This is a genomic window from Duganella sp. Leaf61, from assembly GCF_001421905.1.
Classification (GTDB): domain Bacteria; phylum Pseudomonadota; class Gammaproteobacteria; order Burkholderiales; family Burkholderiaceae_D; genus Rugamonas; species Rugamonas zoogloeoides.
In genome coordinates this window covers 49613-70406 of sequence record NZ_LMLM01000029.1, presented here as the reverse complement: position 1 = coordinate 70406, position 20794 = coordinate 49613, and the positions used below count along the sequence as shown (strand labels likewise).

Here is a 20794-nt window from a genome sequence, read left to right as displayed (position 1 = left end):
CATGGCCTTTCTGCTCTTTAGCCTCAACAGCCTGCGCGGACGGCTGATGCTGCTGGTGGCGCTGGCGATCGCGCCGATCGCCGTGATGACCATCATCAGCGGCATCCGCGAGCATGATCATGCGATCAGCGTGGCCGAGGAAAACCTGCAACGCCTGACCAACCTGGCCGCCGCCAACGAAGCGCAGTCGATCGCCAGCGCGCGCCAGATCCTGCGCGACCTGGCCAGCGTGCCCGACCTGATGAACGACCAGGCCCGCTGCATCAACCTGCTCGACAGCATTCAGCGCCAGAATGGCGACTACGCCAACTTCGGCGTGATCCAGCTGAACGGCGACGTCACCTGCAGCGCCATCCCGTCGTCGGGACCGGTCAACCTGCGCGACCGCTCGCATTTCCGCCGCGCGGTCCACCTCAAGCGTTTTGTCGCCGGCGGCTACATCTTCGGGCGCGTGATCCAGAAGCACACGGTCAACCTCACCTATCCGATCCTCGACGATGACGAGCAGGTTCGCGGCGTGGTGTTTGCCGCGCTGGACCTGACCAAGCTCGATCGCTTCGTGGCCGACATCCAGCTGCCACCGGGCTCGGTGCTGATGACGGCCGACTCGGAGGGCAAGATCATCGCCCGCAAACCGAACCCGGAAGAATGGTTCGGCAAGCCGGTATGGCCCGAGATGCGCGCCGCCATGGCCGGTGAACCGGGCAAGCCGGTGCGGCTCACGGGACCGGACGGCGTGGAGCGGCTGCACCGCTTCGCCCGCGTGGGCAACAACGGTCTCACCGACTACACCGTCACCATCGGCATCCCCGTCGATGACATCACCGCCGTGGCGCGCCGCGACCAGGTCATGGATCTGCTGGCCCTGGGCGTGACGCTGGTGCTGGCCATGCTGGCGGCGTGGTTCGTCGGCGACGTGCTGGTGCTGCGGCGGGTGAAAATGCTGGCCACCACGACCAACAGCATCGCTTCCGGATCATTGAGCGCCCGCAGCGGCATCACTTACGGCAAGGAGGAAATCAGCGAACTGGCGCGCGCCCTCGACGCCATGGCCGCTGCCTTGCAGGAAAAGGAACGCCAGCACCTGAAGGCGGAAGCGCAGTTGCGCCTGGCCGACCAGCGCAAGGACGAATTCCTGGCCATGCTGGCGCACGAGCTGCGCAATCCGCTGGCGCCGATCAGCGCCGGCGCCCAGCTGCTGCGCAGCGGCAACGCCTCGCCGGCCGCAGTGGACCGCACTGCCGACATCATCGTGCGGCAGGTGCACCACATGACGCGCCTGATCGACGACCTGCTCGATGTCTCGCGCGTGACGCGCGGCCTGGTGACGATCACCCGCGCGCCGCTGCGCGTGGCCGACATCGTGGCCGACGCCGTCGAGCAGGCCGAACCCATGATGCGCGCGCGCCAGCACCGCTTTGAACTGGTCATGCCCGAGCAGCCGTTGCAGGTGGTGGGCGACCACAAGCGCCTGGTGCAGGTGCTGGTCAATGTACTCAACAACGCCGCCAAGTACACGCCGAGCGGCGGCGCAATCACGCTGAGGGTGCTGGCCATCGACGGCAACGTCCGCCTCGAGGTGAGCGACAACGGTATCGGCATGTCGCCCGAACTGCGCGGCCGCGTGTTCGAGCTGTTCGCCCAGGCCGACCGCACCTCCGACCGCTCGCAGGGCGGCCTGGGGCTGGGACTGGCGCTGGTCAAGATGCTGGTGGAGCTGCACGGCGGCACGGTGACGGTGGACAGCGGCGGCGAACGCCAGGGCAGCACCTTCGCCATCGTGCTGCCGGCTACCGAAGCAGACGTGGTGCCGGCGCCGACAAAACCGGACAACGTCACCGGCAGGCAACTGCGCGTGCTGGTGGTGGACGACAACGTGGACGCCGCCCAAACGCTGCAACTGCTGCTCGAAGCGGCCGGCCACGAAGTGGTGGTGGCGCACACCGCGCACGGCGGGCTGGAAGCGGCGCAGCGGCTCGGACCCCAGCTATGCCTGCTCGACATCGGCCTGCCCGACCTGAACGGCAACGACCTGGCACGCGGCCTGCGCATGCTCCCGGCCAGCAAACACGCCACGCTGGTGGCGGTATCGGGCTATGGCCGGCGCGAGGACCGCGAGATGTCCAAAGCGGCCGGCTTCGACCACTATTTTGTCAAGCCGCTCGACCATGACGCACTGCTGGCGGTGATCGCCCGCCTGTAATTCAGGACGATGCCGTGCAGGCCATGCTGGTCAGCACCTGCGCGGCCAACGCGCGGCCGCTGAGCCATGCATCTTCCACGCGGCCACCGGCAAGCCAGTCACCGCACATGCCCACCCGCACCGCCGGCAGCCACACGGCCTCGCGGTGCAGGCCAGGCTCGCTGTCCGCGCTGTCCTGGTCCGGCTGTTCACGGTGTGGAGCGCCGGCCCTGGCGTAGCGCCAGCGGTGCGCGGTAACCGCGTCCGGCGGTGGTGCGCCCAGTTCGGCGAAGGCCGCCAGCAGCGCGGCGCACACCGTCTCGTCATCGTCTTCGAGGTGGGCGGCACTCCACTCGGCACTCGCTTGCAGCACCCACGCTTCGCTGCCCTGCCGGCCCGGCTTCGAACCATCGCGGGCAATCCAGGCCAGCGGTCCGTGATTGATGAAAGCGGCATCGTAGCCGGGCGCAAATCGGATGCCTGGCGTACGGTAGCGCAGCATCAGGGTCCAGCAGGGCAGCATGTCCACTGCCGTCTGCCATGAAGTGAGCGGCAAGAGCGGCGCGAGCAGCACCGTGGCCTGCGGCCCGGGTACGGCCAGCACTACTGCGTCGAAACGCTCTTCGTGCACGCCGTGCTCCTTCGACTGCAGGCGCCAGCCGGCGCGGTCGTGCTGCATATCGACGATGGTATGGCCACTGTGCACGCGCAGGTTCGACGCCAGCCAGCCGGCCGGCGCGCTCATGCGCGGAATGCCGACGAAACGCGCCACGCTGTCCGGCGCCTTTCTCACGCAAGCGCCTGCCGCGGTCAGCTCCACCAGCCGGGGCTCCCACAGGCCGGCCACGCCGGCCGCTTCCCAGCGCGCCACTTCGTCGCGGAAGCGGTTATCGCGCACCGTGAAATATTGGGCGCCGTGGTCGCACTGCCAGTCGTCGCCGCGCCGCGTGCTCATGCGTCCACCGGGGCCGCGCGCCTTCTCGAACACGGTTGTGCGGCAGCCCGCATCCTGCAAATGGCGCGCACAGGACAGCCCGGCCAGGCCGCCACCGATGACTGCAATATTGGGTCTTGTAACGATCATTTTAAAACTTTCCTGATTACCTGTTCCACCGATGTCCCAGTATACTGGCGAAGATACGTTCAATAGCGCTGCGAAAGAACTAAAAAGCGGTTCATGACCGGGACAATGTGGCTCACAGGCATGAAACTGTTAAAATGCGGCCATCAACCGACAGGAACCAACGTGACAGACTCCGACGACAATTCGCGCAGCACCGGCGCCGGCTACCGCAGCGGCGTGGCCGCGCGCCTGGCCGGCCTGCCGGTAGAGACCCTGCGCGTGTGGGAGCGGCGCTACGGCGTATCGGATGCCGGCCGTTCGCCGCGCGGCCAGCGCCTGTACTCGTCCGAGCAGGTACGCCGCCTCGGCCTGCTCAAGCGTGCGGTGGACCAGGGACACGCGATTTCCACCGTGGCCCGCCTCGACCTCGACGAACTGCTAGCCCTGGCCGGCGTGGCGCCGCCGGTGGAAAACGAACCGCGCCTGCTGCGCCTGGCGATTGCCGGCGGCGCCCTCACCCGCCAGCTGGCGGCGGCGCGCACCGCCCCCGTGCTCGACATCGTGGCCAGTTGCCAGTACCTGGAACAGGCGCCGCAGTCGCTGGCCGGCGTGACGGCCGACCTGCTGCTGATCGAAGCGTCCGAGATGAACGCCGATGCACTGCCGGCGGTGATGGCCACGCGCGCCGCGCTGAACGTCCGCGCGGTGGTGGTGCTCTACCGTTTCTGCGACAGCGCCACCGTGCGCCGCCTGCGCGAGCAGGACTGCCTGGTGGCGCGGGCGCCTTCCGACGCCGCCGAAGTGGCGCTGCTGTGCGCCACTGCGTTTGCCGGCGGCGGCCGCCCGCCGGCGCCACCGGCCACGGCGGTCGCGCCGCGCCGGCTCGACGACCAGCAACTGGCGGAACTGGCCGCCATGTCCACCAGCATCGATTGCGAATGTCCGCGCCACCTGGCGGATATACTGCTGATGTTGACCAGCTTCGAGCGGTACAGCGCCCAGTGCGTGAGCCGCAATGCCGCCGACGCCACGCTGCACCAGGACCTGGCGCGCAGCGCCGGCCATGCGCGCATGCTGATGGAACAGGCGCTGGAGCGGCTGGCCTATGCCGAAGGCCTGCCGCTGCCGCCGCAGTAGCAACTCTCTTTTTTGATTGGATTTTCGCATGACCACCGAGCCGCAACCGGCATACCTGCCTGTCACCACCACCGCCTCCGAACGCATCCGCGCACGGCTGGTGGCCAGCAACACGCGCTTCCACGCCAACGACAATATCGCCGCCTATATTGAACCGGGCGAGCTCGATCAGTTGCTCGACGAAGTGAGCGGCCATATGCAAAAGGTGCTCGAGAGCCTGGTGATCGACACCGTGAGCGACCACAATACGCAGGACACCGCGCGCCGCGTGGCCAAGATGTACATGACCGAGGTGTTCGGCGGGCGCTATGTCGAGATGCCGCCGGTCACCGAATTTCCCAACGCCGCCAACCTCAACGAGTTGATGATCATCGGGCCGATCACCGTGCGCAGCGCGTGCTCGCACCACCTGTGCCCCGTGATTGGCAAGGTGTGGATCGGCGTCATGCCCAACCAGCATTCGAACCTGATCGGCCTGTCGAAGTACGCGCGCCTGGCCAGCTGGATCATGAGCCGCCCGCAAATCCAGGAGGAAGCCGTGGTGCAATTGGCCGACCTGCTGCAGGAAAAAATGCAGCCGGACGGCCTGGCCGTGATCATGGAAGCCGACCATTTTTGCATGCAGTGGCGCGGTGTCAAGGACATGGACGCGCGTATGATCAACAGTGTGATGCACGGCTCGTTCCTCAAGGACCCGGCGCTGCGCCGCGAGTTCCTTTCGCTCATCAAACGCTAATCAAACGTCAATCTCCGGGAGATACCAGCATGCTTGTCCGCCTTCTGTACGCCAGCCACGCCGCCAGGGATACGCCCGTGGGCGGCATCACCGCCATCATGCAGCAGTCGCACAACTACAACCCCAAGCATGGCATCACCGGGGTGCTGTGCCACAGCGACCGCCTGTACCTGCAAGTGATCGAAGGGGGGCGCGAGCAGGTCAACGCGCTGTACGCAAAGATCCTGCGCGACCCGCGCCACACCGACGCCATCCTGCTGCACTACGAGGAAATCTGTGAACGCCGCTATTCCGGCTGGACCATGGGCCAGGTCAACCTGAACAAGCTCAATCCCGGCACCCTGCTGCGCTACTCGGCGCTGCCCGAGTTCAATCCGCACGCGCTGTCGGGCAAAAGCTCATTGGCGCTGATCGACGAGCTGATGGCCGCCGCCTCGATCCTGGGCCGCGCGTAATCCGGTGAGCGCCGCCTCGCTCAAGCTGGTGCTGGGCGACCAGCTCAACTGCCAGCACAGCTGGTTCCGGGCGCCGGACCCTGGCGTGGTGTTCGTGCTGATGGAGGTGCGGCAGGAAACCGACTACGTGCTGCACCACGCCCAGAAAATCATCGCCATCTTTGCCGCCATGCGCGACTTCGCCCGGCGCCTGCGCGCCGCCGGCCACCGGGTGCACTACCTCACCATCGACGATCGCGACAACCTGCAATCGCTGCCGGCCAACCTGGACCGGCTGCTGGCCTTGTATGGCGCCAGCGACTTCGCCTGGCAGGCGCCCGACGAGTACCGGCTCGACCGGCAACTGACCGCGTATGCAGACGGTTTGACCATTGCGTCCGCGATGGCCGACACAGAACATTTTTACACCGCGCGCCACGAGGCGGCGGCGCTGTTCGACGGCCGCATCAGCTGGGTGATGGAACACTTTTATCGCCACATGCGGCTGCGCCACAAGGTGCTGGTCTCGGACACCGGCAAACCGGCGGGCGGCCAATGGAACTTCGACCACGACAACCGCGAGGCGTGGAAAGGCGTCCCGTGGGAGCCGGCCGACCTGCGCGAGTCGCACGACCACAGCGCGCTATGGGCGACCATCGAGGCCTCCGGCGCGCAAAGCTTCGGCGCGCCCAATGCGGCCGACCTGCGCTGGCCGCTCAACCGCGACGAAGCGCTGGCGCAACTGGAGCGTTTCGTCAAACACGCCCTGCCGCACTTCGGCCAGTACCAGGACGCGATGAGTTTCAAGGCCTGGCGCCTGTTCCACTCGCTGCTGTCGTTCGCGATGAACGTAAAAATGATCGCTCCGCACGAGGTGGTGGACCGCGTGCTGCAGGCGCTGGCCGATGGCGCCGCGCCGCTGGCGGCGGTGGAAGGCTATGTGCGGCAAATCCTGGGCTGGCGCGAATACGTGCGCGGCGTGTACTGGCACCGCATGCCCGGTTACGACCAGTTGAACACCTTCGGCCACGAGGAACCGCTGCCGCACTGGTTCTGGTCCGGCGACACGCGCATGCGCTGCCTGGCAACCGCCATCGGCCAGTCGCTCGAACACGCGCACGCGCACCACATCAACCGCCTGATGGTGATCGGGAATTTTTCGCTATTGGCCGGCCTGTCGCCGCAGGCGCTGCACGGCTGGTACCTGGGCGTGTACATCGACGCCTTCGAATGGGTGGAACTGCCCAACACCCTGGGCATGAGCCAGTTCGCCGATGGCGGCCTGCTGGCGACAAAACCGTACGTGTCGAGCGCCGCGTATATCGACAAGATGAGCGATTACTGCAAGGGGTGCCATTACGACAAAAAGGCGCGCACCGGCGAGCGCGCCTGCCCGTACAACGCGCTGTACTGGGATTTTTTCGATCGCAACCGGGATCGGTTGGCCGGCAACCACCGGCTGGGGATGGTCTATCAGCAGCTCAAGCGCATGGACGGGCCGGTACTCGATGGCGTGCGTGAACAGGCGGCGCGCACGCGCGCCAGCCTGGCCGACCTGTAAATCAGGTACGGCGCGCCGTCAGCCACTGTGCCGGCCTCAACGCCCCCGAGGCGACGCGGATCTCGCCGATATTGCCGAAGAAACCATCGGCCCGTTCGCCATCCCACGAACCGCCGCCCACTACCCACGGCGACGCCGCCGACAGCGTCGCCAAACCAACGACGTTGCTGCTGTTGCGCAGTACCGGTGCGCCTTCCACGTACATCACCGTGTCGTGCGTGACCGGGTCGTTGACGATGGCGATGTGCACCCAGGTGCCGGCAATGATCTCGCCCGACCAGCTGGCGAGGCCGCCGCGCGTGCCCGTCACGTCAGGCACCACTTCCCACTGCACTTCGCGCAGGCTCGAAATCGCAAACAGCAGCGGTGGCGATTCGGCGTCGCCGCCGTTGAAGCCGGCCAGGTTGCCGCGTACGCCGTCGCGCGTCATGATGTTCATCCATGCGTGTTTCGAGTTGACCCAGGCCGGGTTGATCTTGATGAAGGCTTCGATCGTGTAACCGGTGGTGGCAAAGGTCTGGGCGTTGATCGCGGCCGAAGTGTCGGTGACGAAATAGCTCAGGCGCGGCACATTCTTGTCGGTGTTGAGGAAGCTGACCGATCCCGGGGCCGACGACAGGCGGTGGCGGTCGGCGCTCCACACGATGTCGCCTGCTTCCGCATTTTTCACGCCGCCGCGATTGAGGGCGTCGCGCACCAGCGGGTTGGCGCCGGTGACGTCCGCAATGCGCGTGCCCGGCGCCACGACCGCGCCGTCGGCGCCGCCGAAGAAGCGCCAGTGCGCCACGGTCGATGCCACTTTTGGATAGTCGTCGGCGTCCTTGGGCGCGACCGGCGTGACCACCGCCGGTTCCGTGTAACCCTTCAATACCAATGCCTTGGCCTGGTCCACCAGCGACGACGCCACCGAGGCCTGGCCCGTGCCGAAGGTGGGGTTGAAGCGCGCGAAGCGCTTGGCAAAGTCGATCGTGATGGTGAAGACTTCGTTGGTTTCGGTGAGCACCGCGCGATCGAAGGCGTTGAGTGTGTCGGCCGGTTTCATCGGCACCCACGGCGAGAACGACAGCACCTTGATCTGCTTGTTGGTCAGGTCGAACTCGTACAGGCGCATCAAGCCGTTGCCGCCCTGGTAGGCCATCTGGTAATCGACCACCATTTCCTCGACCGGGTTGCCGAAGTTGTTGGTCTTGGTCAGGCGCGCGGCGCCGTGGTGGTGGCCGTTGAGGGTCATGAAGATCTGGTCATTATCGCGGATCAGCTTTTCCCACAACATCTTGCCGTACTCGGTTTCCAGCGGGCTGACGGCGTCCGGCGCGATGTTGAGCAGCTGGTGATTGACCAGGATGGCCGGCAGCGTGGGGTTGTCGGCCAGGACCTTGCGCGCCCAGGCGATGCCGGCGTCCGAGATGCGCCACGACAGCGACAGCACCAGGAAGCGCTGGTCCTGCGCGGTGAAAATATGGTACTCGTGGAAACCACTGGCATCGCGCCCGCCGAAGGTGGCCTGGCGCTGGGCGCGGCGCGTGCCGAACCATTGCAGGTAAGGCTCGTTGGCCAGCACCCGCTGCGCGTCGGTGCCTCGCGACTGGTCACCAGTGTAATCGAGGTCGTTGAGCACATCGTGGTTGCCGGCCAGGATGGAGTACGGCAGCTTGGCCACTTCCAGCACCTGCATGGCGCTGTCGGCTACCTTCCACTGCTCCGGCTTGCCCACCTGGTCCACCACGTCGCCGAGGTGGATCAAAAACGGAATGTTAAGCGCCTGGGCGTTGCGCGCGACCCAGTTGGTTTGAGCGGCAAACGGCTCGTTGCCGTAGTGGCGCTGGTACTGGTTGCTCTCGCCCGAGGTGGCGTAGCGCGAATAGAACTGGGTGTCGGGCAGCACGGCCAGCGCGAAGCTCGATATCTTTGCTGCGGGAGCCGGGGCCGGCGTCGGCGTGGGGGCGGCGCTCACCGGATCGCTGCCGCCGCCGCAACCGGCCAGCAGGCCGCCGACTGACAGGGTCGAGGCGGAAGCGAGCCCCATTTTCAGCAGCGCGCGGCGGCTGGCCTGGGGCTCGCTGGCTGGTTCGGTGGTGGTGTCGTACTTGGCGTGGTTATGCATGACCGGCTCTGGAAAGGTTGGAATGCCAACAATTCTAGAGCCGTGGTGTTACACGCCCATGACAAACTTACTAAACAAAAGTCACCCTTTGGAACCCGCGCGCCAGCGCAGCTTGAAGCCGTACTTGTTGCCGATCACCTCGTGGCCGCTGATCTTGCCTTCACCGGACACATAGTCCACCAGCTTGGTCACCTGCAGCTTGCCGCCCTGGTTTTCGATCATGGCGATCGCGCACATCGGCTGGTTGCCGCCGTGGTCGAGGCGCACTTCCACCGGCGGCTGGTTCGGCACTTCGATCAGCACTACGCCATCGGTGGCGGCCCAATTCGGCACACCCTCGTAGATGAAGCTGAAAATCAGCACGCGGCCGATTTCGTCGAAGCGGTCGCCGTTGATGTAGATGTTTTCGCCGTCGCTGACCGCGCCGCTGCGGTCGTCGCCGGCCAGGTGGATGTACGGCGGACGGTCGAACGCGCCCCAGCTCTCGCCCAGCGCCTGGACGCCGCCCGGCGTACCGTCGCGCAGCTCGAACAGGCAGGCCAAATCGAGGTCGATGCCCTTGGGCTGGCCGCCGCCGGTCAGCTTGGCGAAGAAGCCGGTCTTGGCCGGCTGCTCCTGCGGGCGCTGGTTCCAGTTCAGGTTGACGCGGATCTTGCCAAAGCCGCGCCCGGCGCCCTTCTCGAGCGAGATCTTGTCGCCGCGCTTTTCCAGCGTGATTTTCGAGAGCGAGATTTTTGGCGCGGGCGCTGGGGCAGGCGCCGGTGTCGGCGCAAACGCTGGCGCCGGTGCGGGCGCAGGCGCCGGTGCAGCAGCAGACGATGCCACCTCGGTGCCGCCAAAGTGCGCCAGCAGCGCTGCCATGCCGCCGTTGAATCCCTGGCCGACGGCGCCGAAGCGCCAGGCGCCTTCGCGGCGATACACCTCGGCCAGGATCACGGCCTTTTCGTCGGCGAAGTCCGCGCCGCTCAACGGGAAAGTGGCGGCGCCGCCGATGGCGATGCTGCCGGGAGCAATCGCCCGCATGGTGCCGCCGCCATCGAGCGCGCCGGTAAACACCAGGCGCTCGATCGAGGCCGGCAAGGCGTCGAGATTGAGCTGGAATGTGGCGGCGCCCGCCGACAGGGTCAGGCGCACCGCGCCTTCGGGGCTGGCCAGTTGGTTGTAGAAGACCATGTAGCGGTCATCCGACAGCTTGCCTTGCGCGTCGAGCCCGAAGCACGACAGGTCGATGGTGGCGCCCGGCGCCTGCAGCGCCACGTTCACCGCCACGTTGCTGCCGCAACCGAGGTCCGCCAGCTTGCCTTTTTGACCGCGTCCGAAAGTAATCATGTGCACACTACCCTTATTCAAGTGATCGTGTGCGACATGCTAACCGATAAGCGGCTGCCTGAGCGCCGCGTCACGATGTCTTACAGCTTGCCGCGCACGGTGCCGCCATCGGCCGTGATCGAGCCTTTGCCGCCATTGGCGCCCACGCGTACCAGCACGCTGGCGATGCCGCCTTCGGTGGTCACCGTGGCAGGGCCGACGATTTCGTAGGCGCCGCCGGCAGTAAACTTCACCGACTGGCCGCTGTCGGCCACCAGGTTGCCCTTGGCATCGACCGTCTTGGCGCGGATGAATACCAGGTCGCCGGCCGTCGATTTCACACCGAGGTCGTCCACGGAGACGTCCAGTTTGGCTGCCTCGCTGGCCGTGCGCACCACGTGTTCGGCAACCTTCTTGCCGCCCAGCCAGGCAACCGCCTTCAGCTCACCGGCAGCGTACTGGCCGGCGTTGAATTCCAGCGGCGGATGCTTGAGGTTCGGATGCAGCTTGGTCGGCGCGCTCTTCACGCGGCCCAGGCTTTTACCGTTCAGGAAAAGCTCCACTTCGTCGGCATTCGAGAACACGCGCACCTGTGGCGAAGAGTCCTTGTTCCAGTGGCTGGCGATGAACACCATCGGACCGCCACCCCACTTGCTCGACTCGAGCGCGCTGCGCTGCGAGCGGAAGAATTCGTTCGAGAATTTCGGCAGGCGGTCGATGGTCATGATGCCGGACGACTCCAGGTCCGGTGCGTAGCCGCGGCCATAGTCGAACATCACCCAGTAGCCATCGGCGACGGCGCCGGTATTGAAGTTGTCGTCGTGCGATTCGGCCAGGTTTTTCGCTTGCTGCAGCAGGCGGGTTTCGCCGTCGGCCAGCAACTGGCGGCTGCTGCGGTCGGCCGCTTTCAGGTCGCCCCAGGCGGTCTGGTTGAAGCCCGCGTTCATCGCATAGTATTCCCAGTCGCCGTATTCAGAAACGATCAGCGCCTTGTCGGGCAACGGCCGCTTGTCTTCCAGGCGGTGCTGGCGTGCTTGCAAATATACGTCGTAGGTTTGCGGCACCCAGCCGGCCGAATAGGCCTGGCCGCCGGGGAACTCGGTGTGCACGGTCTTGTGCAGTTTTTCGACCAGTGCGTCCGGCATTTGCGTTTCGTTGAGCGAACATTCCCAGGCCAGCACGCTGGCGTGGTTGCGGTCGCGGCGCACCATGTCGGTACAGGTTTTCACGACCTGGGTGGTAAACGCTGGATCGGGATTGAAGTACTGCCAGCCAGGGATGCCCGGCACCACCATGATGCCCAGTTCATCGGCGGCAGCCATGAAGGCCGGCGAATGCGGGTAGTGCGACAAGCGGATGTAGTCGAAACCGGCGCGCTTGATCAAGAGCGCATCGCGGTATTCCGCCTGCGGCGACAGCGCATAGCCCACGTATGGATATTCCTGGTGGCGATTGACGCCGCGCAGCACGGTCTGCTCGCCGTTGATCAAGAGCTTGCCCTTGCCCATCTCGATGCTGCGGATGCCGATGCGGGTTTTCACCAGGTCCGATCGGCCCTTGCTGGCGACCGTGGTTTCCAGCGCATACAGGTTCGGCGCCTTCGGCGACCACAGTTGCGGACGATCGACCTTGAGGTCGCGCGTGACATGGCGGCACTCGCCGGCCGCCAGGCTGACGTTATCAAAGCCATCGGCCACGCGGGTGTTCTTGCTGAGCAGGCGGTGGCGCAGTTCGGCGGTGCGCGGCTCGGCAGCGGTGTTGCACACTTCCGCCTTCACGCGCACGGTGGCCGACGTCTTGTCGATCTGCGGGTAGGTGACAAAAATGCCGCCGCCCGCTTCGGTGTTGGACAGCATCTCGTCGCTGATATGGACAGCAGGCTTGATGGTGAGCGTGACGTCGCGGTAGATGCCGCCGTACTGGATGTAGTCGAGGTCTTTCAGCGGCTTGGGACCGGTGATGGCATTGTCTTCGTTATTGATGCGCACCACCAGCTCGTTGCCGCCGCCCGCTTTCAGGTGCGGCGTTACGTCGTACGAGAACGGCAGGTAGCCGCCCAGGTGCTGGCCCAGGTGTTTGCCATTGACCCAGACATCGGCCACGTTCATCGCGCCCTCGAAGCGCAAGATCGCCTGCTCGCCGGGCGCCACCTTGGCATCGAAACTCTTTTTGTAGAATGCCGTGCCCTGCCAGGAATTGACCGGCACCTTGGCTTCCAGGCGCGCCGTGTGCGGCAGGTTGACGCGGCTCCAGCCATTGGCCGGCACCTTGTCCACGGTGGCGGCAACCTTGGCGTCGTCGCGGTAAAAGTCCCAGGACTGATTGAGGCTGGTGGCACCAATAGTGGCTGCGCTGCTTGATGCTGATACCGCCAGCGCCAGCAAACCGATGGTCGGAAACTGCTTCGTAAGCCTCAAAATAAAACTGGTCATAGTGCCTGGAACTCCCCAAAATAAACCGGATGAACAACGCTCGGATTCACCAGGCCGCACGCGGTTGGCGCGGGGCCCAGTTATCACGGCGCAGTATATCCAGTATTGATTTGAGGCGCAGCCGAAACGGGCGCCGTATACAAATTATTCATGGGTGGAGAGAACTTTGATATACGGGTTGGCGCCAGCAAGGCACCTGACGCCCCACCGCAAGTCCAGCCGCTGCTGCACCTGGCAGCACACTAGGGTTTCGGATCGAGAATCACGTACTGGCTGTTGCCGTCGGGGCGCAGCGGGGCGCTGCGTACCGGGCGGCTGCGTACGTCTGCCGGACACTTTTGCAGCGCCTTGGCTTTCGCTTCGTCCGGGGAACTGGACAACAACAGCATGCCCGGCGCTGGCAGTTGCATGCCGAAGAAATTCTTGCCCGTCGTAGTCGTCACCTTCAGGGTGCCGATATCCACCACCTCGCCTTCGGCCAGCGCAAACGGCACATCGAAGAACGATTCCTTGGGCAACGAGTAGCGCATCCCGCCATTGGCCGAATTGTAGAAATCGTAGGTGAACACGCGGTACTCAGCCGCCGGCAGTGCAACGCAAAAATGGATGCCCCGCTCGCGGCGCTCCATGTTGTTGATGTCGAGCGGATCGTCGGCAGCAAACATGCGGCCGGCGGACAGCTGGAACATATACAGCGCGTTATCTTTCTTGCGGTCGCTGTAATAAGTCGTGATGGAATTGAATTTCTGCTGGCAGACATCCTTGTCCCGCTCGCAGCCGACCTTGTAAGTGCCGATGATGTAGGCGCGTTTGGCTTCGGGGATCGCAGCGATACGTTGGGCTTGCTGCTCGGCCAAGCTGCTACATCCGGCGAGCAGTACAACGCCGGCAAAGGCCGGCGCAAACAGATACTTTTGCATCAATGATAGTTCCAGGTTGGTGTGCGCCGACGGACCTCCCGCCGGTCCCCCTATCGTAGCGCACCACCTGCCATTTATGCAACTAAGCCCGCATCACCTTTTCCGGCGTCATCGGCGTACTGCGCACGCGCTGCCCGGTGGCGTGATAAATCGCATTGCACACAGCAGCGGACACGCCTACCTGGCCGATCTCCCCCACGCCCTTGGCGCCAATGCGGCTCACGATCCGGTCGTCCTCTTTCACGAAAATCACGTCAATATCGTGAATGTCCGCGTTGACCGACACGTGGTACTCGGACAGGTTGTGGTTCATGAAGCGGCCCAGCCGGTGGTCGCACTGGGTCTCTTCGTGCAGCGCCTGGCCGATGCCCCACACCACGCCGCCGATGATCTGGCTGCGCGCGGTCTTGGCGTTGATGATGCGCCCCGCCGCCACCGCGCTGACCACGCGCGTCACGCGCACGGTGCCGAATTCGGGATCGACGCGCACTTCGACAAACACCGCCGAGTGGGTGGCGCGCTGGAACTTCATCTGCTTGAGCATATTGGGCAGCATCAGGTATTTTTCCTCGAGCGGCTGTTCGATGCCGGCCAGGATCTGCGTGAGCGGTACGCTGGTGCCGGGAATGTTGCGCAGCCTGATCACGCCATCGACAAACTCCACGTCGGCCAGGCGCGCGGTGGCCAGCGGCGAACCGGGCATGTCCTTCGCGCGCTTGAACACGGTCTTCTGGAGTTTTTCGCATACGCCGGCCACCGCCGAACCGACGGTGGCCACGTGGGACGAACCGCCCTCGATGGGCGCCACCGGCAAGGTGGAGTCACCGAGCTGGAAGCGCACTTTTTCCAGCGGCAGGCCCATGGCCTCGGCAGCGATGATGGACATGGCGGTATAGGTGCCGGTACCGATGTCGGAAGCGGCGCTGCTCACCACCAGGCTGCCGTCCGCGTGCAGCACGGCGCTGGCGCGGGCGAACATCTGCATCGCGTCCCACATGCCGGTGGCCATGCCCCAGCCGATCAGTTCGCGGCCTTCGCGCATGGTGCCGGGTTCGAGCGGGCGGTTTTCCCAGCCGAAGCGCTGCGCACCTTGCAGGTAGCACTCGCGCAGCTCCTTGGTGGAATATGGCAGGCCGTGGGTGGGGTCGATCTCGGCATAGTTTTTCAGGCGCAGCGCCAGCGGATCCATGTTCAGTGCATACGACAGTTCGTCCATCGCCACTTCGAGCGCATGCACGCCGTGGGCAGCGCCCGGGGCGCGCATGTCCATCGGGCTGGCGTGGTCGAGATCGACGATCTTGTAGCCGAGGCGGATATGCTCGCACGCGTATAGCTCGCCCGACCAGTTGACCACCACTTCCACATAGTCTTCGTAGCGCGAGGTTTCGGCCACCGCTTCGTGCACGATCGACGTCAGGGTGCCATCGGCGTCGGCCGACAGTTTTAATCGCTGCTGGGTTTCCGGACGGTGGCCGAAAGTGAACATCTGCTGGCGCGTGAGCACCACGCGCACCGAGCGCTCGAGCTTGAGCGAAGCCATCACGGCCAGCGGCAACTGGTACTGCGGCCGCAGCCCGGAGCCGAAGGCGCCGCCCACGTACGGGTTGCGCACGGTGACCTTGTCTTTCGAGAGGCCGAATACGTGCGAAACGTACCAGCGGCTGTTCTGCGAGCTTTGCGTCTTGTCGTAAATGGTGAGGTGGCCGTCCGCGCCGTGGATCACTGTGGTGGCGAACATCTCGAGCGGATTGTGGTGTTCCACGCCGCTGTAGTACGACGCCTCGATTTTCACGGCCGCCTTGTCCCACACTTCGTCGGGATGGCCCTTGACGTCGGGCGGCGGCGTGTAGCCAGCCTTCAGGCGACTCGGCTTGTGGGCACGGCCCTGGTGTTCGAGCAGGTAGGTTTCGTGCGGTTGCACATCGTACTCGACGCGCACCAGTGCTGCCGCGTGGCGGGCCGCCTCGAACGTTTCGGCCACCACCAGCGCCACCGGCTGGCCGCTGTAATGCACCTCGTTGTCGTACAGGGGCCGGTACGGCGAGCCGCCCGGCGCCGTCATGTCCTTGTAAAAAATGTCGAACGAGCGGATCTTGGGACGGTTGTGGTGCCAGATCACGTCCACCACGCCGGGTACTGCCAGCGCGGCATCGGTGTCGATGGCCTTGATATGGCCCCTGGCGATGGCGCCGCTAACCACCACGCCGTACAGCAGGCCATCTTCGGTGGCGTCGGGCACGTATTCGGCGGCATAGCGCGCCTGTCCGGTTACCTTGTCGCGGCCGTCCACGCGCGAGACGGCGTCGCCGATTTGGACCTGGCCGGTGCCGGGGTCCGCGCTCGGGGTGCGCAATGCGTGGATCAATTCGGTCACAGTGATGCCTCGTCGTCGGTCAGTTCTTCGGTGTTGTCATGGGTGCCCTCGACTGCTTGCGTGAGGGCGCGGATCACGGCGCGGCGCGCCATGGTGAGCTTGAAGTTGTTCTGGCCCTGCCCCTGGGCGCCGGCCAGCAGCAGGTCGGCCGCTTCGGCAAACGCTGCTTCATCGACCTGGCGGCCGATCAGCACCGCTTCGGCGGCCGACACGCGCCACGGCTTGTGGGCCACGCTGCCCAGCGCAATGCGGGCGTCCCGCACCATGCCGTCCTCGCCCATGTCGAGCATCACGGCCACCGAGACCAGCGCAAACGCGTACGACGCCCGGTCGCGGAACTTCAAATAGGCCGAATGACGGGCAAACTGCGCGGCTGGCGGCAGGTCGATATAGGTAATCAGGTCGCCGGCAGCGAGCACCGTGTCGCGCTCGGGCTGTTCGCCGGGCAGGCGGTGGAAGTCGGCAAAGTCGATGCGCCGTTCGCCGGCGTTCGAGCTTACGCCGACCACGGCGCCCAAGGCAGCGAGCGCCACGCACATGTCGGACGGATGCGTGGCGATGCAATGTTCGCTGGCGCCCAGGATCGCGTGCTGGCGCGTGAGGCCGCCGATGGCCGAGCAACCGGTACCCGGCGCGCGCTTGTTGCACGGCGTGGTCGTGTCGTAGAAATAGTGGCAGCGCGTGCGCTGCAGCAGGTTGCCGCCGTTGCTGGCCATGTTGCGGATCTGCGGCGAGGCGCCGGCCAGGATCGCAGCCGTCAGCACCGGGTACTGTGCGCGCACCAGCGGGTGATACGCGGTATCGGCATTGCGGGCGATGGCGCCCAGGCGCAGGCCGCCGTCGGGCGTGGGCGTGATCTGGTCCAGCGGCAGCGCATTGATGTCGACCAGCTGCTGCGGTCCCATCACGCGCTCCTTCATCAGGTCGAGCAGGTTGGTGCCGCCGGCGATAACCTTGGAGGGGCCGGCATTGGCATCCACGCCCGAGTACAGGTGCGCCAGCGCGCCGCTCACGTCTTCGGCAGAGAAATAGGTGATCGGGTTCATGCGGGCACCGTGCCAGGCTGGAACGGACGGGCCGGATCGTCACGACCCGGGATGCCCATCACCTCGGTGACGGCGGCTACGATGCCGGGGTAAGCGCCGCAACGACAGACGTTGCCGCTCATCAGCTCGCGCACCTGGCCGGCAGTGCAGGCTTTGCCTTCGTTCATCAGGCCCACGGCCGAACACAGCTGGCCCGAGGTGCAGTAGCCGCACTGGAAGGCATCGTGGTCGATAAAGGCCTGCTGCAGCGGGTGCAACTGGTTGCCGTCGGCGAGGCCTTCGACGGTCGTGACTTCCTTACCGTTTTGCATCACGGCCAGGGTCAGGCAGGAATTGATGCGGCGGCCACCGACCAGCACGGTGCAGGCGCCGCACTGGCCGTGGTCGCAGCCTTTCTTGGAGCCGGTCAGGCCGGCATGTTCGCGCAGCAGGTCCAGCAGCGTGACCCACGCTTCGACCTTGAAGTCGTGCCGGCTGCCGTTGATGTGCAGGGTAAGCGGATACGTTTGCGCTACTGCGCCCCGGGGCGCAAGGGTTTCGGGAGCATTCATGAGGGACTTTGCCAGGTAGTGGAGTGACCCCACTGTAGCCCCGCGCGTCGCCGCGCTTTGTGGGACAACTAACGCTGCCCCGTCCCCCACCTGATTTATTCGGCTGCCATGCCCGCCTTGACGTCGCGGCAAGACACTTTGTTGCCTTTTTTGAGCTCGGCAGCCTCGATGCGCTCGCAGTCGGTGTAGTCCGCCACCACGACGAACACGTAGCCGACGACGGACAGCGCCACGGCGGCCATGGCGCCGAGGATGAGAATCTTGGATAACTTCTGGGAGGACATGGTATTCGTCTGAAGCAAAAAAGGCGGATGTTGATGATACCACGCCCGGTCTGCCGGCAAAATCGGGGCATGCGCTAGAATTTCGGCGGAAATCCTGCGCCCGTTCGTCTGGTTGCTGTTGAGCGCAGCGCGCGGCACCACCACGGCCGGCTCATCCCCTGCGGCCGAACGCACCGTGTAACCCTGGCCATTCCATACCGAGGTGCGGTAGTCGCGCCGGCTGGCGCCGAATTTCACGCTTGACAGCCAGAGCAACCACGCGGCGGTGGCGTAGCGCATGTCGAGCCGGGCCGTGGCTTCGCGCCGCGCCATCAGGCGCGATCAGCATGCTGCCGCCCTGGCTGCGCACCACCAGGCCGGTACCGGCCAGCTGTGCCGCCATCGCCTGCGCCGCCTGGTTGGGGCGGTACGCGCCCAGCAAGGCCGGCGTGGACACGCCAAGCTGGCGCGCCAGTTTCGGCGTGGTGGTGGTGGCAGCGCCGGCGGCGACGTTGAGCGGGCGCTGTGGCCCGGTCTCCGCCACGGCGGTTGGTGCTGCCAGTGCCGCCAGCACCGGCAGCACGGAAGCGGCGCTCCACACCAGGGAAACCGCCATCGTCAAGCCGCGCCTTTTCATTTCCGAAATGTAACGCAAGCCTCAGCCGGTCACAACGGTTTTCATGGTTGCGCTACCGAAAACAACAACATTGCTCGACAAGTTGACTATTACGCTCCTGCCCGGTTTGCAGCGGTAACTTGCATTTTTACTGAGGTAACGTAGGCAGGCCCGCGCGACGGGCCCATAACCATATCCAATGGAGACAAACCCATGAATGTACGCATCGCCTCAGCGGTATCCATCCTGATCGCCACGCTTGCGGCCGGCACGGCCACGGCAGCGAACAAGCAGATCGAACGACTCAATCGCGGCGCCGTGGCCGTCACTTCGGGCAACGGCGTGTTCGTCAGCTGGCGCCAGCTGGCCACCGACGCTGCCGGCACCACCTTCAATGTCTATCGCGACGGCATCAAGATCACTGCCACGCCGTTGAATGCGCTCAATTACAGCGACAGCGTCGGCAACGCCGGCAACCAGTACGCGGTGCGTGCGGTGGTGGGCGGCGTGGAACAGGCCAGCTCGCAGTTCAGCGCCGGCGCCACCTGGAGCCAGCCCTACAAATCGATCCCGGTGCAGGCGCCGGCCGGCGGCACCACACCCGACGGCGTGGCCTACACGTATGAACTCAACGACGGCGCGCCCGCCGATCTCGATGGCGACGGCACCTACGAGATCGTCGTCAAGTGGCAGCCGACCAATGCCAAGGACAATTCGCAGTCCGGCTACACCGGCAACACGTACCTCGACGCATATAAACTCGACGGCACCCTGCTGTGGCGCATCAACCTGGGCAAGAACATCCGCGCCGGCGCCCACTACACCACGTTCCTGGCCTACGATTTCGACGGCGACGGCAAGGCCGAGGTGATGGCGAAAACGGCCGACGGCACCGTCGATGGTCAGGGCACGACCATCGGTTCGGCCACCGCCGACTACCGCTCCAGCGCCGGCTACATCCTGACCGGGCCGGAATTCCTCACCGTGTTCAACGGCCAGACTGGCGCCGCCATGAAAACCGTCAATTACCTGCCGGCGCGCGGCACGGTGTCGAGCTGGGGCGACAACTACGGCAACCGGGTGGACCGCTTCCTCGGCGGCGTGGCCAACCTCGACGGCGCCCGTCCGAGCGCGGTGTTTTCGCGCGGTTACTACACGCGCGCGGTGATCGCGGCGTGGGACTGGCGCAACGGCAACCTGACCAGCCGCTGGGTGTTTGATACCGACGTGGCCGGCAGCGCGGCGCGCGGCCAGGGCGCGCACTGGTTTGCCACCGGCGACGCCGATGGCGACGGCAAGGACGACATCGTGTATGGCGCGGCCACCATCGGCAGCAACGGCCAGCTGCTGTACACCACCGGCTTGGGCCACGGCGACGCCCTGCACTTCGGCAAATTCGACCCGAACCGCAGCGGCCAGCAAATCTACATGGTCCACGAAAGCCCGAGCAGCTATGGCGCCAACGGTTCCGGCCTGCACGACGCCGCCACCGGCGCGCTGATCTGGGGCGCCAGCGGCTCGAACACCGACGTCGGTCGCGGCGTGTGCTTCGACATCGACCCGAATCACGCCGGCGCCGAATGCTGGGCCAGCCGGGGCGGCCTGCACACCGTCACCGGTACACAGCTGAGCACCAGCGCGCCCGGCTCGATGAACTTCGGCGTGTGGTGGGATGGCGACTTGCTGCGCGAGCCGCTGGGCAGCACCATCGTGCAGAAGTGGAATCCGGCCACGTCCAGCATGAACAACCTGCTCGACCTCGGCGCTTATGGCGGTGCCACCAACAACGGCACCAAGGCCACGCCGGTGCTGACCGCCGACCTGTTCGGCGATTGGCGCGAGGAAATCGTGGTGCGCAACAGCAGCAATACCGCGCTGCTGGTGTTCAGCACCACGATTCCGACCACCACCCGCATCACCACGCTGATGCACAACCCGCAGTACCGCAGCCAGGTGGCGGGCCAGAACGCCGGCTACAACCAGCCGCCAAACCCGAGCTTTTACCTGGGCCATGGCGCGACCTCGTTCCCGCAGGAACCGGTGCAGGTGACGGCGCAGTAAGCGTTT

General features: G+C 65.4%; 15 protein-coding genes. 6 read left to right on the top strand and 9 right to left on the bottom strand.

Translation table 11 applies throughout. From position 1 onward, the window contains the following. Nucleotide 1: 1 nt before the first annotated feature. Nucleotides 2–2203, top strand: a complete 2202-nt coding sequence (locus ASF04_RS18450) for an ATP-binding protein (RefSeq protein ID WP_056144931.1) — start codon at nt 2–4, stop codon at nt 2201–2203. A gap of 1 nt (nt 2204) precedes the next feature. Here ASF04_RS18450 and ASF04_RS18445 read toward each other — a convergent pair whose 3' ends face one another. Then, on the bottom strand, nt 2205–3266 hold the full coding sequence (locus ASF04_RS18445; protein WP_056144928.1) for an NAD(P)/FAD-dependent oxidoreductase: 1062 nt from the start codon (nt 3264–3266) through the stop codon (nt 2205–2207). Between the two features lie 162 nt (nt 3267–3428). On the opposite strand from ASF04_RS18445, the gene ASF04_RS18440 reads away from it, so the two are divergent. The 4 genes from ASF04_RS18440 to ASF04_RS18425 are packed head-to-tail and all read left to right on the top strand — an operon-like array spanning nt 3429 to nt 7113. Beyond that, nucleotides 3429–4382 carry a MerR family transcriptional regulator gene (locus ASF04_RS18440; protein WP_056144925.1) on the top strand — a complete coding sequence of 318 codons (954 nt, stop codon included), beginning with the start codon at nt 3429–3431 and terminating at the stop codon, nt 4380–4382. A gap of 28 nt (nt 4383–4410) precedes the next feature. Then, nucleotides 4411–5118, top strand: a complete 708-nt coding sequence (gene folE / locus ASF04_RS18435) for a GTP cyclohydrolase I (RefSeq protein WP_056144922.1) — start codon at nt 4411–4413, stop codon at nt 5116–5118. 29 nt (nt 5119–5147) lie between these two features. Continuing rightward, on the top strand, nt 5148–5573 hold the full coding sequence (locus ASF04_RS18430; protein ID WP_056144919.1) for a BLUF domain-containing protein: 426 nt from the start codon (nt 5148–5150) through the stop codon (nt 5571–5573). 4 nt (nt 5574–5577) lie between these two features. Beyond that, entirely contained in the window at nt 5578–7113 is a 1536-nt protein-coding gene (locus ASF04_RS18425; protein ID WP_056144917.1) for a cryptochrome/photolyase family protein, read from the top strand. Between the two features lies 1 nt (nt 7114). On the opposite strand, the gene ASF04_RS18420 is transcribed toward ASF04_RS18425, so the two are convergent. The 8 genes from ASF04_RS18420 to ASF04_RS18385 form a co-directional block, all read right to left on the bottom strand. Further along, nucleotides 7115–9217 carry a LamG-like jellyroll fold domain-containing protein gene (locus tag ASF04_RS18420; RefSeq protein ID WP_056144913.1) on the bottom strand — a complete coding sequence of 701 codons (2103 nt, stop codon included), beginning with the start codon at nt 9215–9217 and terminating at the stop codon, nt 7115–7117. A gap of 81 nt (nt 9218–9298) precedes the next feature. Next, nucleotides 9299–10546 carry a TerD family protein gene (locus ASF04_RS18415; protein ID WP_056144910.1) on the bottom strand — a complete coding sequence of 416 codons (1248 nt, stop codon included), beginning with the start codon at nt 10544–10546 and terminating at the stop codon, nt 9299–9301. A gap of 80 nt (nt 10547–10626) precedes the next feature. Then, on the bottom strand, nt 10627–12957 hold the full coding sequence (locus ASF04_RS18410; RefSeq protein ID WP_056144907.1) for a glycoside hydrolase family 2 TIM barrel-domain containing protein: 2331 nt from the start codon (nt 12955–12957) through the stop codon (nt 10627–10629). 242 nt (nt 12958–13199) lie between these two features. After that, complete coding sequence (locus tag ASF04_RS18405; RefSeq protein WP_056144904.1) at nt 13200–13877, bottom strand: hypothetical protein; 678 nt, start codon at nt 13875–13877, stop codon at nt 13200–13202. A gap of 82 nt (nt 13878–13959) precedes the next feature. Further along, on the bottom strand, nt 13960–16251 hold the full coding sequence (locus ASF04_RS18400) for a xanthine dehydrogenase family protein molybdopterin-binding subunit (protein ID WP_056144901.1): 2292 nt from the start codon (nt 16249–16251) through the stop codon (nt 13960–13962). Beyond that, nucleotides 16248–17297, bottom strand: coding sequence for a xanthine dehydrogenase family protein subunit M (locus ASF04_RS18395; protein WP_056144898.1), 1050 nt, complete (start codon nt 17295–17297; stop codon nt 16248–16250). Before ASF04_RS18395 ends, ASF04_RS18400 begins: the two co-directional genes overlap by 4 nt. Beyond that, complete coding sequence (locus tag ASF04_RS18390; protein ID WP_056144895.1) at nt 17294–17848, bottom strand: (2Fe-2S)-binding protein; 555 nt, start codon at nt 17846–17848, stop codon at nt 17294–17296. Before ASF04_RS18390 ends, ASF04_RS18395 begins: the two co-directional genes overlap by 4 nt. 95 nt (nt 17849–17943) lie before the next feature. Beyond that, complete coding sequence (locus ASF04_RS18385) at nt 17944–18411, bottom strand: hypothetical protein (protein WP_156368701.1); 468 nt, start codon at nt 18409–18411, stop codon at nt 17944–17946. 529 nt (nt 18412–18940) lie between these two features. On the opposite strand from ASF04_RS18385, the gene ASF04_RS18375 reads away from it, so the two are divergent. Beyond that, complete coding sequence (locus ASF04_RS18375) at nt 18941–20788, top strand: rhamnogalacturonan lyase (RefSeq protein WP_056144882.1); 1848 nt, start codon at nt 18941–18943, stop codon at nt 20786–20788. The last annotated feature ends 6 nt before the right edge of the window (nt 20789–20794 follow it).

Excerpts from the sequence above, each read along its gene's own strand:
- ASF04_RS18375 (WP_056144882.1), top strand. The coding sequence starts at position 18,941 with ATGAATGTACGCATCGCCTCAGCGGTATCCATCCTGATCGCCACGCTT.
- ASF04_RS18415 (WP_056144910.1), bottom strand. The coding sequence starts at position 10,546 with ATGATTACTTTCGGACGCGGTCAAAAAGGCAAGCTGGCGGACCTCGGT.
- ASF04_RS18410 (WP_056144907.1), bottom strand. The coding sequence starts at position 12,957 with ATGACCAGTTTTATTTTGAGGCTTACGAAGCAGTTTCCGACCATCGGT.
- ASF04_RS18420 (WP_056144913.1), bottom strand. The coding sequence starts at position 9,217 with ATGCATAACCACGCCAAGTACGACACCACCACCGAACCAGCCAGCGAG.
- ASF04_RS18405 (WP_056144904.1), bottom strand. The coding sequence starts at position 13,877 with ATGCAAAAGTATCTGTTTGCGCCGGCCTTTGCCGGCGTTGTACTGCTC.
- ASF04_RS18390 (WP_056144895.1), bottom strand. The coding sequence starts at position 17,848 with ATGAATGCTCCCGAAACCCTTGCGCCCCGGGGCGCAGTAGCGCAAACG.
- folE (WP_056144922.1), top strand. The coding sequence starts at position 4,411 with ATGACCACCGAGCCGCAACCGGCATACCTGCCTGTCACCACCACCGCC.
- ASF04_RS18385 (WP_156368701.1), bottom strand. The coding sequence starts at position 18,411 with ATGCGCTACGCCACCGCCGCGTGGTTGCTCTGGCTGTCAAGCGTGAAA.
- ASF04_RS18430 (WP_056144919.1), top strand. The coding sequence starts at position 5,148 with ATGCTTGTCCGCCTTCTGTACGCCAGCCACGCCGCCAGGGATACGCCC.
- ASF04_RS18445 (WP_056144928.1), bottom strand. The coding sequence starts at position 3,266 with ATGATCGTTACAAGACCCAATATTGCAGTCATCGGTGGCGGCCTGGCC.
- ASF04_RS18395 (WP_056144898.1), bottom strand. The coding sequence starts at position 17,297 with ATGAACCCGATCACCTATTTCTCTGCCGAAGACGTGAGCGGCGCGCTG.
- ASF04_RS18450 (WP_056144931.1), top strand. The coding sequence starts at position 2 with ATGGCCTTTCTGCTCTTTAGCCTCAACAGCCTGCGCGGACGGCTGATG.